Annotated in this window: 11 protein-coding genes; all 11 read left to right on the forward strand. The window is 50.1% G+C overall.

The genetic code is table 11. The annotated features are described in order from the left end of the window. Positions 1-30: 30 nt before the first annotated feature. The 11 genes from secA (at position 31) to ACXAGR_RS01520 (ending at position 13,647) form a co-directional block, all read left to right on the forward strand. Entirely contained in the window at positions 31-2,745 is a 2,715-nt protein-coding gene (gene secA / locus ACXAGR_RS01470) for a preprotein translocase subunit SecA (protein WP_119502179.1), read from the forward strand. Beyond that, positions 2,745-3,128, forward strand: coding sequence for an 8-oxo-dGTP diphosphatase MutT (gene mutT / locus ACXAGR_RS01475; protein WP_474847685.1), 384 nt, complete (start codon positions 2,745-2,747; stop codon positions 3,126-3,128). Before secA ends, mutT begins: the two co-directional genes overlap by 1 nt. Positions 3,129-3,538: 410 nt before the next feature. After that, entirely contained in the window at positions 3,539-5,449 is a 1,911-nt protein-coding gene (locus ACXAGR_RS01480) for a methyl-accepting chemotaxis protein (protein WP_474847687.1), read from the forward strand. A gap of 36 nt (positions 5,450-5,485) precedes the next feature. Continuing rightward, on the forward strand, positions 5,486-7,015 hold the full coding sequence (locus ACXAGR_RS01485; RefSeq protein ID WP_474847689.1) for a chemotaxis protein CheW: 1,530 nt from the start codon (positions 5,486-5,488) through the stop codon (positions 7,013-7,015). 7 nt (positions 7,016-7,022) lie between these two features. Further along, positions 7,023-8,078, forward strand: a complete 1,056-nt coding sequence (cheB, locus tag ACXAGR_RS01490) for a chemotaxis-specific protein-glutamate methyltransferase CheB (RefSeq protein WP_474847691.1) — start codon at positions 7,023-7,025, stop codon at positions 8,076-8,078. A 9-nt stretch (positions 8,079-8,087) separates the two neighbouring features. Then, positions 8,088-8,717 carry a HEAT repeat domain-containing protein gene (locus tag ACXAGR_RS01495; RefSeq protein ID WP_474842918.1) on the forward strand — a complete coding sequence of 210 codons (630 nt, stop codon included), beginning with the start codon at positions 8,088-8,090 and terminating at the stop codon, positions 8,715-8,717. Then, positions 8,714-9,586, forward strand: a complete 873-nt coding sequence (locus ACXAGR_RS01500; RefSeq protein WP_474847693.1) for a CheR family methyltransferase — start codon at positions 8,714-8,716, stop codon at positions 9,584-9,586. Before ACXAGR_RS01495 ends, ACXAGR_RS01500 begins: the two co-directional genes overlap by 4 nt. Then, complete coding sequence (locus ACXAGR_RS01505) at positions 9,583-9,948, forward strand: response regulator (protein ID WP_119502172.1); 366 nt, start codon at positions 9,583-9,585, stop codon at positions 9,946-9,948. The genes ACXAGR_RS01500 and ACXAGR_RS01505 overlap by 4 nt, the downstream gene beginning before the upstream one ends. Positions 9,949-9,953: 5 nt before the next feature. After that, on the forward strand, positions 9,954-12,656 hold the full coding sequence (locus tag ACXAGR_RS01510) for a chemotaxis protein CheA (protein WP_474847695.1): 2,703 nt from the start codon (positions 9,954-9,956) through the stop codon (positions 12,654-12,656). Next, complete coding sequence (locus tag ACXAGR_RS01515; protein ID WP_474842911.1) at positions 12,647-12,907, forward strand: hypothetical protein; 261 nt, start codon at positions 12,647-12,649, stop codon at positions 12,905-12,907. The genes ACXAGR_RS01510 and ACXAGR_RS01515 overlap by 10 nt, the downstream gene beginning before the upstream one ends. Next, on the forward strand, positions 12,904-13,647 hold the full coding sequence (locus ACXAGR_RS01520) for a ParA family protein (protein WP_474847697.1): 744 nt from the start codon (positions 12,904-12,906) through the stop codon (positions 13,645-13,647). The genes ACXAGR_RS01515 and ACXAGR_RS01520 overlap by 4 nt, the downstream gene beginning before the upstream one ends. Positions 13,648-13,657: the final 10 nt, after the last annotated feature.

Here is a 13,657-nt window from a genome sequence, read left to right on the forward strand (position 1 = left end):
TCGTAAAAAAGTAGTGGAATCATCAACCAAATGTTTGCAAGCATCCTGAGGAAAGTATTCGGTAGCCGTAACGACCGTCTCATAAAAAAACTAAAAAAGAACGTCGATGCCATCAACGCATTGGAAAAGGAATACGAAGCGTTAAGCGATGAGCAGCTAAAGGCGAAAACTGCCGAACTCAGAGCTCGTTTGGAAAAAGGTGAAACCCCGGAAGATATCCTTAACGATGCCTTTGCCACCGTACGTGAAGCCAGTAAGCGCGTTTACGGTATGCGTCACTTCGACGTACAGATGATTGGTGGTATGGTACTGCACACAGGTAAAATTGCAGAAATGCGTACCGGTGAAGGTAAAACCCTTACCGCGACCTTACCTACTTACCTGAATGCACTGACCGCTAAAGGTGTCCACGTTATTACCGTGAACGATTACCTGGCCCGCCGTGATGCCGACTGGTCCCGCGAATTGTTTGAATTCTTAGGCATGACAGTAGGGTGTAATGTGCCCGGCATGTCACCGGATATGAAGCGTGAGGCCTACAACGCCGACGTTACTTACGGAACGAACAACGAATTTGGTTTTGATTACCTCCGTGACAATATGGCCTTCAGCCCGCAGGATCGCGTTCAGCGCCCGTTGCACTACGCGGTAGTGGATGAGGTTGACTCTATTCTTATTGATGAGGCAAGAACGCCGCTTATTATTTCCGGTGCAGCCGAGGACAGCTCTCACCTGTACAGAGCGATCAATACGGTGATACCTGAGCTGGTTCAGCAGGAAAAAGAAGACGAAGAAGGGCAGGAAGGCGACGGCGATTACACCGTTGATGAGAAAGCCCGTCAGATTCACCTGACCGAACGGGGTCAAATCCACGTTGAAGAAATTCTGCAACGTAACGGTATTTTGCCGGAAGGAGAATCACTGTTTGCTGCCGGTAATATTTCTCTGCTTCACCATATCAATGCGGCATTGCGTGCCCACAAATTATTCCAGAAAGATGTGGATTACATCGTAAAAGACGATCAAATCGTTATTGTTGATGAGCACACGGGCCGCACAATGGAGGGCCGTCGCTGGTCTGAGGGCCTGCACCAGGCGGTAGAAGCCAAAGAAGGCGTAAAGATCCAGAACGAGAACCAGACTCTGGCATCGATTACCTTCCAGAACTATTTCCGTTTATACGATAAACTTGCCGGTATGACTGGTACTGCCGATACCGAAGCATTTGAATTTCAGTCTATTTACGGACTGGAAACCGTGGTTATTCCGACTAACCGTCCAATGGCCCGTAAAGATATGGCCGACCTGATTTATCTGACTGCACAGGAAAAATACGACGCCATTGTGGCTGACATCCGTGTTGCAGTGAAAAAAGGTCAGCCGGTACTGGTCGGTACGGTGTCTATCGAAAACTCTGAACTGCTGTCCCGCTTTCTGAAGAAAGAAAAAGTGCCGCATAAAGTGCTGAACGCCAAGTTCCACGAACAGGAAGCGGATATTATCGCTCAGGCCGGCCGTCCCGGCGCTGTTACCATCGCGACTAACATGGCCGGTCGTGGTACAGATATTGTGCTTGGCGGTAACTGGAAAGCCGAAGCTGAGAAACTGGAAAACCCTACTGAAGCTCAACTTAAGAAACTGAAAGATGAATGGGAAGCGCTGCATCAGCAAGTACTCGATGCCGGTGGTTTGCATATCATTGGTACAGAGCGTCACGAATCACGCCGTATTGACAACCAGTTACGTGGTCGTGCCGGCCGTCAGGGCGATCCCGGTTCCAGCCGTTTCTACCTGTCGCTGGATGATGCACTGATGCGTATCTTCGCGTCTGAGAAAATGGCTGGCATGATGAAGCGCCTCGGCATGGAGCATGGCGAAGCCATTGAGCACCCGTGGGTAACCCGCGCAATTGAAAACGCCCAGCGTAAAGTGGAAGGCCGTAACTTCGATATCCGTAAGCAGTTGCTGGAATACGATGACGTGGCTAACGATCAACGTAAGGTCATTTACGAACAGCGTAACGAACTGCTGGACGAAGGTGACATCAGCGAAACGATTAAAGCTATCCGTGTAGACGTGGTGAATGGCGTAGTTGATGAGTACATTCCTCCCCAGTCACTGGAAGAAATGTGGGATGTACCGGGGCTGGAAGAGCGTCTGAAAGCAGACTTTAAAGTCGACTTGCCAGTGCAGAAATGGCTTGATAGCGATGACAAGCTGTACGAAGAAAAACTCCGTGAGCGTGTTCTGACAGAAATCGAAGGCGCTTATCAGGAAAAGGAAAATGCGGTAGGCCCGGATGTACTGCGTCAGTTTGAAAAAGCGATCATGCTGCAAAACCTCGACAGTCACTGGAAAGAGCATCTGGCGGCAATGGACCACCTTCGTCAGGGTATTCACCTGCGTGGTTACGCCCAGAAGAATCCTAAGCAGGAATATAAGCGTGAATCCTTTGAACTGTTCTCGGGTATGCTTGAAGCATTGAAAGTGGAAGTCATCACCATCTTGAGCCGTGTGCAGGTAAAAGCTGAATCTGACGTGGAAAAGGTGGAAGAGCAGCGTCGTCAGGCTGACGATGTGCCTAAGAACTTTAACCATGAAGAGGCACCTGAACAGGCGCCGGAGGCCGATGGCCAGTCAGGTATCCGCTCTGAAATGCGCCAGGGGCCTAAAGTAGGCCGTAACGACCCGTGTCCTTGCGGTTCTGGCAAAAAATACAAACAGTGCCACGGTAAACTGTCTTAATGAAAGAAGTACATGTAGCCGTTGGTGTTGTACTTCGTGACGGGCTTGTTTATATATGTAAGCGGCCCGACGACAAACATCAGGGCGGTAAATGGGAATTTCCCGGTGGTAAAGTGGATGCCGGCGAAACGGTAACTCAGGCACTGGCACGTGAGCTTAAAGAAGAGATTGGCATTGATATACAGACCAGTCAGCCACTGACTGTTATCGGTCACGATTACGGAGATAAGCGGGTACTGCTTGATGTTCATACAGTCACAGACTTCGCCGGTGAACCTGCCGGTCTGGAAGGACAACAGGGCAAGTGGCTTAAGCTTTGTGCACTGGAGCCCGAAGATTTTCCCGCGGCGAATGTAGCGATCATAGAAAAGCTACAGGGCTGAACTCAGTCAACGTATTTTTTGAAATCAGAAACCCCGGCCATGAAAAGCCGGGGTTTCTCGCATTTATAACCTGTTATTTCATTACAGCCATTTAATGTTTGAAATAAATACAAAAAAAGTCCGGTATTATAATCTGACTACGCCAAAAGGCTAGATTGACAGATATTCCGCTGCGTACGGTCTTCTCAGGTGCCCCCTAAGTCATTGAGATCTTATACCTAAATGTAGTTTTTGCGACATTTGTGTATAAGGCGACAAAGGTGTGCTTATGGGGAGATCCCCCCACAACCAGATTTCCTCCTATACCAAGGTATCCTGTTTGATACCTAAAAATTTCAAGCCTGCTCTAAATCTTTACTAAACGCGCTATTAAGCAAACGTTCATTCATAGTAAATTTCCGAGGTTTTCCATGGCACTGAAAAAAAGCACTGAGGCAAGCCCGGCCACACCGGCCGTGAGAGTTGACGCGAAACTACGCAGAGAAGCAGAAGAGCAGCGAAAAAAGGCCCGCACGCTCGCCAGGCAACAACAAGCTGCCGAGCGGGTAGCGACCGCGACAGCTGAACTGGCCAGTGGCATCAGTCAGTCTGCCAGCGCGACGGACCAGCTTGGTACTGCCATCAATGAAATTGCTGCCGGTGCAGAGGAGTCCAGTAGTGCGAGTCAGGAGAGTCTGGCTGCGATCACCCAGATATCTTCATCACTTAAATCTCAGCTCACCTTATCCGGTCAGACCCTGGATAAAACCAATCTGTTACAGACCTTCGTGGACCGTGTAATGGGTAACCTCGGCAATATGATGGACAGTGTAAAGACTGCGTCCGAGCACCAGTCGCGCTCTGTAGTCATGATGAGCGAACTGGAACAGCAAGCGTCTAATATTGGTGAGGCTGTTAAGCAGGTAACCCGCATTGCCGACCAGACCAACTTACTTGCATTAAACGCAGCAATCGAAGCCGGACGCGCCGGTAAACACGGTAAAGGCTTTGCCGTTGTGGCTGATACCGTACGTGCTCTGGCTGAAGTATCGGACAAGAGCGCTGCCGACATCGCCATGCAAATCGAGCAAATTCAGCAGCAGTCAAATCAGGTTTCTGACGCAGTAAAACAATCATCGCAAGCCGCGTTGGAAGAAGTGACAAAAGGCGAAGCGGTAACCAGTCAACTGGCCAAAATCAAAGAAGATATGCAGATCATTGCTAACGGCTCTGAATCACTGCAGACCAAAATCCGCGAAATGGATAATGCCGCAAAAGAAATCCAGGCAGGGTCTGAAGCCATTTCCTGTGCTGCTGACGAACAGTCTTCTGCTGCCCAGGAAGTGTCCAGTAACATTTCAGAGCAAAGTAGCGCTCTGTCACAAGCTGAGCAGGCTGCCCAGTCTCTGGAAATTATTACTGAAGAGCTTAAAAATAGCACCGACATCAATAAAAGCGCGGAAGAAGTAGCGTCCTCGGCAGAAGAGTTATCTGCAAGCATGGAGGAAATCAGCCGCTCAACCACAGAAATATCCACGGCTCTGAATCAGATTAACAACGGTGCGCAACAGGCAGCATCAGCGGTTGATCAAGCGGTGAGTAATATTGACACCCTCCGCGATGGTGTGGCGGAAGCCTCTGCTCAGTCTGAAAACGCGCTTACCCGTGGAGAGGCAATAACAGAACTGCTGAAAGAGAACCGCGCACTTATTGAAGAAATGGTGGAAGGTATCAATACCGCACTGGAAACCAGCAAATTAAACGTATCAGCCATTACTGATATGGAATCAATGACCCGCACTATCGACAAAGTTATCGATACCATCACCACCGTGTCAGTGAAAACCAGCATGCTTGCCGTTAACGGTGCTGTGGAAGCAGCCCGGGCGGGTGAATATGGAAAAGGTTTTGCCGTGGTATCTGCCGATATTCAAAGCCTTGCCGATGAGGCCGCTGAGAATGTTGAACAAATCAAAGATCTCATCAAAGCCATTCAGGATCAGACACAAAATGTAAAAACTGACCTGACCAACGTGGCAGAAAGTGCCTACCGCGAAGTGCAAAAAGCAAAGCAAACCACTGAAGACATCGCCGGTATAGCAACCGATATGGCAGAAGTGCTTTCTTACAACAAGGAAATGCAGCAAGCCGGGGAAGAAATTGCAGCCGCTGTAGCCCAGGCGCAGAAGGGCCTGGAGCAAATTGCCGCAGCGAATGAGCAGGCCAGCAGTAACTGTCAGCAGGCATTGTCTGCCGCAGAACAGCAGAGCAAAGGTGTGGAAATTCTTGCCCGCTCTATTGAGGAAATTTCCTCTGTCGCTGATGAAATGCAAAACAGCTAAGGCCGGTTGATTCAGAGTTAAAGGTGAGGTGAGACCATGCAAGAAATGGAAACTCAGGAAATTACCGCAACAGACACCGAGCTGCAGTTTGTTTCTTTCCAGATTGGAAAAGAGAAATTTGCATTTCCCATGCAGTCTGTTGGCGAAATTATACGTGTACCTGTGATGGTAGGTGTCCCGCTGGGGCCCCACCAGATGATGGGGCTGGCAAACCTGCGGGGTAATGTACTGCCGGTTTACGATTTACGGGCTATTTTGCTGTCGTGTACAGCAGAGCAAACAGAAACGTCCCGTGTTGTCGTTGTGGAGTCAACGTTAGGTATGACGGGCTTTCTGGTCGACAAAGTAAACCGTGTTTACAGCGTACCGAAAGACACCGTGGTAAATGACAAGCAAGGCGATTCGTCAATTTCTTACGACTACCTGCAAGGGTTAATTAAGCAAAAGAACGAACCGCTGGAGCAGATCCTCAATGTTGAAAACCTGGTGCAGTCACAGTTAACCGTCAGCCATAAAAAAGACGGTTCCGGCCTGCAACTCCAGCAAAACCGCACCGGTTCGCAAGACAACAACAACGAAGCCGAAGATGATTTGCAGCAACTGGTGTGCTTCTCCATAGCCGGACAAGAATTTGCTTTTTATCTCCATGATGTGGGTGAAATTGTGCGGGTGCCCGACGATATATCCGCGTTACCCGACAGCAACCCTTCGGTGCTGGGGCTGGTGAATCTGCGGGGAAGAATTATTCCCATCGTGGATCTGGCCATGAATCTTGGCATGCAGCCCTGCGAAATGAACGATGCTACCCGCATCATCATTGTTAACTGCAGCGACAGCAGTCAGTCCGCTGTGGGCTTTGTGGTCGCGAAAGTCAGCAATGTGGTGAGTATATCGCCGTCGGCGCTGGAGCCTGTTCCGTCAATGTGTAACGACGGATATACCGATGGCGCGCTGGAAGCAGTTTACCGTGTGGAAGGCACAAAGCGACTCATTTCTATCGTTAACTTGCACAGCGTTTTCCAACGCTCGCTAAGCCAGGCGCTGAGCCAGGTTGATTTACAAGATGAGGTTTCTGATATGGCTAATCAGGACGAAGGGGTGCTGACCGAAGAAGACTATGCCCAATACGTGATCTTCTCCATTGCCGGTCAAGAGTACGGGGTAAGCATCGAAGATACCCAGGAAATAACACGCATTCCCGACAAGTTGGAAAGCGTGCCCAATACACCGGACTACCTGCAAGGCATTGTCAATCTGCGGGGCACGGTACTGCCTGTGATTGATTTGCGTACCCGGCTTGGATTACCCAAAGCGGAAGCCACTGACCGGCAGCGTATTGTGGTGCTTACCCGCAATAAGCAAAAAACCGGCTTTATTGTGGATGGCGTTGCAGAAGTTAAAACCGTCATTAGCGATTCTATCGAAGATGCGCCTTCACTGTCTGATGAGCAAACCGAGCTGTTAAACAAGCTCATCAAGCTCAACAAAGAGCAGCGCATCATTCAGCTCATCGAGCCGTCGGTACTGCTGAACGACAACGATATTGCAAAAGTAAACGGGGGTTAACGGGAAGATGGCAGTCAAAGTATTAGTGGTAGATGACTCTGCCTTGATGCGGAAACTGTTCACACAGGTTTTCACTGCACGGGGCTACCAGGTTGATTCAGCCCGCGATGGCGAGGAAGCACTGACGAAATCAGCAGCTTTTAAACCTGATGTGATTACTTTAGATATCAACATGCCGGTAATGGACGGTCTGACCTGTCTCAGTCTGCTAAGAAAGTTTCACCAGTGTCCGGTGCTGATGCTGTCATCGCTGACACAGAAAGGTACGCTGGTGACACTGGAAGCGCTGGCACTGGGCGCGGCGGACTTTGTCCTGAAGCCCGGCGGAACGGTAAGTGCGGATATCAGCGACATTGAAGATGAGCTGATTTCCAAAATTGAAGCCCTTACCGCAAACGTCAGGCGAACGGCAGCACCGTCAAAGCCCGTGCACACGCAACAGCAAACGGCAGCGGTAAAAGCAACGGCAGCGCCGGTAAAAAGCAGCAAGGTTCAGGTGGTGATGATTGGTGTATCCACCGGTGGCCCGCGCAAACTTGAGCAGATTTTGTCTCAGTTGCCGGCCAGCTTTCCCTGCCCGGTAGTCGTGGCGCAGCATATGCCAAAAGCGTTTACCGCCGCACTGGCGAAAAGGTTGAATGATTTGTGCCCTCTTGAAGTGGTGGAAGTCAGCAGCCGTATGCCGGTGGAGACCGGCAAAGTATATATCGCAAAAGGGGATGCAGACCTGTCGTTCGTTAAAAACCAGAACACGGTGTTTGTCAGGCCCATACCAGCCAGCCCTAACTTCCTCTGGCACCCCAGCGTAGATCGTATGGTGGAGTCGGCACTGGGGTGTTTTGATCCCAGACACATGCTGTGTGTCCAGCTTACCGGTATGGGGTGCGATGGCGTGGCTGCCATGTCGAAAGCCTACAGCAGAGGTGCTGTGACCATTGCAGAGAGTGAAGCAACCGCGACTGTATTTGGGATGCCGAAAGAACTGATTCAGGCGGGGTGCGCCAGTCATGTGCTTGACAGTCACGCCATCGCTCAACGTATTAATCATTTGTGTAAGCAATAGGAGTACGCTATGGGACTGAGAAAAAGCCGCGGAGAGTCTGCCAGTCAGGCTGACCGCAGACAAAATAGCAGAGACCTGGCGTCCCTTATTGACGATTTACAGGCGAGTTGTGCCGATGTCAGACGTTGGGCGGCAAGAGATCTGACGAACAATCTGGCAGCCAGGACTGCTTTGCTTGAGCAAATTGACATTGAGCACGAGCCCACCGTACTGGAGGCGTTATTCAGCGCTGTTGAAGGCATGTGTGACGAAGATATGGCCGGTGCGCTGCTTGAAAAGCTGAAGTCGGAAGATGCGCAGGTACGTAACGGGGCAATTGAGTTGCTGCAAAGCCAGCCGGTACTGTTCGCAGCCCATGTAAACGAACTTTTATGTGATGAAGACAGTGATGTACGGATTTTTGCCGTGGACGTTATCGGCGCTATTCGTCATCCGGATGCTGCAACGTGGTTGCACAACGTCGTGTTGAACGATAACAACATCAATGTGGTGGGTACCGCAGTAGATAAACTGTCAGAAATTGGCGATAGCGGAACGCTGGAGGTACTCGAAAAAGTATCTGCCCGTTTTCCCGGTGAAGCTTATATCCAGTTCGCGATTCAGTGTGTTCGGGATTCTGTTGCAGGAGAGGGTGTATGACCAGCATCCGGACAACGTCGCCGGCAGAGGACATCTCTGACGCTGACTTCGACCGGTTCCGCTCAATGTTCTACCGGAAAACCGGCATTTACTTCGAAGATTCCAAACGATACTTCGTTGATAAACGGTTGAAAGAGCGCATGAAGCAAACCGGCCATAATCTGTTTAAGAGTTACTTTACCTTCATGCGTTTTCAGGCGTCCGGAGAAGAGCTTCAAAGTCTTGTTAATGCCATGACGGTGAACGAAACCTACTTCTTCCGCGAGGAATACCAGTTCGAAACCATGTGCCGTCATTTAATGGATGATTTAGACAGCATGCGCCTGGCGGGTGAGGATCTAAGGATCTGGTCAGTACCCTCAAGCACAGGTGAAGAGCCTTATTCCATAGCAATTTACCTGCTTGAGTACTGGAAAGGACTGGATCACCGTGACGTGGAGATTGTGTCGTCTGATATCGATACCAGTGTCCTTGAACATGCTAAACGAGGCATTTATTCCAAGCGGTCTGTTCAAAATATTCCGCTGACTGTCCGGCAGCGTTATTTCACTCAGAAGGGCAATGAGTTCCATTTGAGTCCCGACATTAAAGAGTCCGTGACTTTATGTCTGGCGAACATTCTTGGCGCTGAAGTGCCCGGCCGTTTCCGTTCATTCGACCTGATTTATTGTCGCAACCTGCTGATTTATTTTGACGACGATTCCCGTCGTAAGGCAGCGCAGGTGTTATATGACGCACTCAAGCCCGGAGGCTACATATTCTTAGGCCACAGTGAGTCCATGAGCCGCATTTGCTCATTATTCAAAATTAAAAAGTTCGGTGACGTTATTGTTTACCAGAAGCCCGGGTTCGAGGGAGTCAGCAGATGAAAACTATCATGATTGTGGATGATGCCAATACTGTCCGCACCTACCACCGGATGATTGTTGCCAGCGCGCAACGCCATGTGGAAGAAGCAGAAAATGGCGTAGAAGCGCTCGAAAAGGCAATGGGTAAACAAATCGATCTGTTCATGGTTGATGTCAATATGCCGAAAATGGATGGCTACCGTCTGTGTCAGGAAATTCGCCGGGATGCAGGATTGAATCAGGTGCCTATTATTATGATAAGCACAGAATCTCAGGCTGCAGACGCGACCCGGGCATTCGACTGTGGTGCAAACTTCTATATGACCAAACCCGTGGACGGCACCACGTTAAATGACATGGTGTCACTGATGCTGGGAGAATAATCATTATGAGTGAGCTGTTAGATACATTCATCGGTGAATCCAGGGAAAATCTGGAATCTGCCAGCCAGGAGCTGCTGACCCTGCAAAACAGTGGCTATGACGCTAAAGCGGTCGATACGATTTTCCGTGATATCCACACTATCAAAGGTTCATCGGATCTGTTCGATATCAAGCCGCTGACCCGCCTTGCTCATGCCTCTGAAGATTTACTGGATTGCATGCGTGCCGACGAAGTGTCTTTTACCGATGAACTTGGTGATGTGCTGTTAGAAGCATTTGATCAAATCAGTACATTTTTTGATGAGCTTGAGTCGGGAACCCATCAATTATCTCAGTGGGAAGAAACGTCCACCGGGCTAGCTGCCAGATTGCGTAGTTTTATGGAACCGGAATCCGGCGGGACCAGCTCAGTCGCTGAGCAAGGAGAAAGCCATCTCATTGATAACGGCGCATCTGATTCTCCGGCTACTGTTGCACCCGTACCAGAAAAGGCGGCTGCCTGGTTAAATGAGCTGGACGCGAAGTACCGTATCAAAGCGTTTTTCAGCGCACTGGAAAGTGATGAAATGGTTCATGTTATCCGTTATACACCGGATGCAGATTGCTTCTTTCGTGGTGAAGATCCGTTTAATGTCAGTCTGGCGACCCCGGGGCTTATCTTTCACACTTTGTCCCGTAAAAATCATGTAGAAGGTCCTGAAGATGTTTTCCTTTGCCACCTGGACATTACAATCCTCTGTGTGGCCAGTTCAGCTTCACTGGCCGGGCACTTTGCGTATTACGAAGGCCAGTATGAACATGATGCTATTTCCGCAGCCAGCTTTTACTCATTATGTGAGCCGCTGCTGACCGGCTTCTTACAAAGTGATGATGCTGATGGTATCACCGAAGCGGCAGCGCTGGCAGACAACGAGCAAGTGGCCCGCATATGCAGCTTCCTGTGTGCTTCGCTGAATCCGGACTCCGTACACTGGCAAATCAGTGAAGGGCTTGAAAAACTCGCAGCAGGTGAGGCCCTGTCACGCTTCTGTGATATTGCCACTTCAGCCGGAGATGCTGCTTCTTTCGAAGAGCAGGCGCAGGCTGAAGCCAGTGACGCTTCAGGTAATGAGTCTGTCACTGTTGAAAATAACGCTGAGGCACCAGACTTAACGACAGATGACTCCGGTTGCGGAAATGGTGATGGATTATCGCCAAGTGCCCTTGCCATGCTGGAGCAGCAACAGGCCTTACTGGAACGCCTGGCGGTAGGCGAAGGCAATCCTGCATCGCTGGCGTCAGTGAATCTGGTTGTCAGCCGTGTACTGGGTGCTGATGTGGTTGAACGGTCTGTTGAAGACTTGCTGACTCTCATTGCCGGTGAACAGGTTGAAGTACCTCAGGCTGACACAGGCGAGGAAGAAGCTGACGCTGTAATGCCTGAGGCAACTGCTGCTAAGAAAACTGAACAAAACGTTCCTGTCGCTCCGGAGCCTGCTGCAGAAGAGGCGGCTCAGGGTACAGCTCCGGCTAAAACGGCAGAGCGTCAGGTACCACGTACGTTAAAAGTTAATCAGGAGAAAATTGATTACCTGATGGACCTGGTGGGCGAGCTGACAGTAGCGAAGAATTCTCTGCCTTATCTTGCCCGGCAGGCAGAAGAAGAAGGCGGCAGCAGAAAACTCAGCAAACAGATTAAGTCACACTTCACTATCGTGAACCGTCTTACCGAAGAGCTGCAAAGTGCTGTTCTGCAAATTCGTATGGTTCCGGTATCTCACGTGTTTCAGCGTTATCCCCGCCTGGTACGGGATCTGGCCCGCAAGCTTGATAAGAAGATTGACCTTGAAATGCAGGGAGAAGACACGGAATTTGATAAGAATCTGATTGAGTCTTTGTCTGAGCCTTTAATTCACTTACTGAGAAACAGTATCGATCACGGTATTGAGTCTCCGGCTGACCGTCTCAGTGCAGGTAAAAATGAATCCGGAAAAATTGAGCTCATTGCCACACCACAGGATGACAACGTGGTGATAGAAATCCGCGATGACGGTAAGGGCATTGATCCGGCGAAGATCAAAATGCTGGCTTACCAGAAAGGCGTAATTACCGAAGCGCAGCTTGAATCAATCAATGATGACGAAGCACTGCAACTGATATTTGCACCCGGCTTTTCCACTTCCGAGCAGGTGTCTGATTTATCCGGTCGCGGTGTGGGAATGGATGCCGTGAAAACCATGGTTACTCAGGCTGGCGGTCATATTGAAATGCAGTCTGAAGTGGGTACCGGCACACGGTTCCGTCTTGTGTTGCCGCAAACCATGTCGGTTAACCGTGTGATGATGTTTGAAGTCAGCGACCAGATGTTCGGCGTCAGTATGGACAGCGTGGTGGAAACCGTAAAAGTGCGCCCTGAGGAAATCCAGCAAATCAAGAATCATCAGGTGCTGGTTATCCGCGACAAGCTGGTACCGCTTCATTGCCTGCGTGACTATCTGGGTTTTGCACCGGAAACGCAAAATACAGAAGAACAGTCTATTCTTGTAGTAAACACAGGCAACGGGGATATCGGTTTGGTTATCGATAAATTCCATGAGGGTATTGATGTTATCCAGAAGCCGCTTGAAGGTGTGATGGCGGGCTACGCCCACTTCAGCGGCACAGCCTTACTGGGTGACGGACGGGTTCTGCTCATTATCAACATTCCGGAGTTACTGTCATGCCGATAATTTTCAAGCAAAAAGTTGCAGCACTCGACGGCAACTGTGAAATCGATTTAGCGGAAGAACTGGATCTCTGGCTGGCAGAGAATCCGAAAAGGCAGGTTAATCTGAAAAAGCTCACCCACGCCCATACCGCCCTGTATCAGGTTTTAATTAAACATCGGACCGGTATTTCTGTATGGCCTGAAGCGGGAGAGTGGGGCTGGCTTAAACGTGCCATTGATGCCGGTTTATATAACGCGGAGTCTCAGGCATGACAAAAGTGCTTGTGGTTGCAAACCGTAAAGGTGGTACAGCCAAAACAACGACAGTAGTGAATCTGGCTTACGCACTGAGCGAGAAAGGGGCGAAAGTGCTGGTGATTGACCTTGATAATCAGGGTCACATCGAACTGGGTTTCACTGCACAACCGGACTTACTCTCTGCACTTTCTCAACCGGCGTGGATGAGCGAATTCGAAGAGTTCAAAGGCGTGCTGGCATACAGCGACAGGATCCATCTGGCGCTGGCACATACCGACAGCGCCTTTGATGAATCCGCATATTCCCTGAACCGGTTCAGTCAGTTGTTTGATAACGCAGGCGACGCCGGGCACTACGACATAATTCTGGTTGATACGCCGCCTACACTGGGGCCCCGGTTGTTATCAGCACTTGCCGGCGCGCACCGCATTGTTATTCCGGCCGAGCCGACGCCACTGGCTTCTGATGGCGTAAACAAGCTGCTGAATGCGTGTATGAAAGCTATCAGAAATAAGCACTTCCGTGCCAGTGGTATTGATATTCTGCCCGTGATGGTGGATGGCAAATTACGCATACATCGTCAGACACTGGGTCTCTGGCAGGAGAAATTCGGAGCGGGCAGAATCTTGCCTGCTATTCGTCGCAACGTAAAACTGGCGGAAGCATTCGCAGTACATCAGCCAGTCAGCGAATATGCGCCACTTTCCGCAGGAGCGAAAGACTATCGCTCTTTATGCGACAGTCTTTTCTCATAGAAACGAGGTG

The organism is Alteromonas sp. ABH4_457 (assembly GCF_056160625.1).

Excerpts from the sequence above, each read along its gene's own strand:
- secA (WP_119502179.1), top strand. The coding sequence starts at position 31 with ATGTTTGCAAGCATCCTGAGGAAAGTATTCGGTAGCCGTAACGACCGT.
- mutT (WP_474847685.1), top strand. The coding sequence starts at position 2,745 with ATGAAAGAAGTACATGTAGCCGTTGGTGTTGTACTTCGTGACGGGCTT.
- ACXAGR_RS01480 (WP_474847687.1), top strand. The coding sequence starts at position 3,539 with ATGGCACTGAAAAAAAGCACTGAGGCAAGCCCGGCCACACCGGCCGTG.
- ACXAGR_RS01485 (WP_474847689.1), top strand. The coding sequence starts at position 5,486 with ATGCAAGAAATGGAAACTCAGGAAATTACCGCAACAGACACCGAGCTG.
- cheB (WP_474847691.1), top strand. The coding sequence starts at position 7,023 with ATGGCAGTCAAAGTATTAGTGGTAGATGACTCTGCCTTGATGCGGAAA.
- ACXAGR_RS01495 (WP_474842918.1), top strand. The coding sequence starts at position 8,088 with ATGGGACTGAGAAAAAGCCGCGGAGAGTCTGCCAGTCAGGCTGACCGC.
- ACXAGR_RS01500 (WP_474847693.1), top strand. The coding sequence starts at position 8,714 with ATGACCAGCATCCGGACAACGTCGCCGGCAGAGGACATCTCTGACGCT.
- ACXAGR_RS01505 (WP_119502172.1), top strand. The coding sequence starts at position 9,583 with ATGAAAACTATCATGATTGTGGATGATGCCAATACTGTCCGCACCTAC.
- ACXAGR_RS01510 (WP_474847695.1), top strand. The coding sequence starts at position 9,954 with ATGAGTGAGCTGTTAGATACATTCATCGGTGAATCCAGGGAAAATCTG.
- ACXAGR_RS01515 (WP_474842911.1), top strand. The coding sequence starts at position 12,647 with ATGCCGATAATTTTCAAGCAAAAAGTTGCAGCACTCGACGGCAACTGT.
- ACXAGR_RS01520 (WP_474847697.1), top strand. The coding sequence starts at position 12,904 with ATGACAAAAGTGCTTGTGGTTGCAAACCGTAAAGGTGGTACAGCCAAA.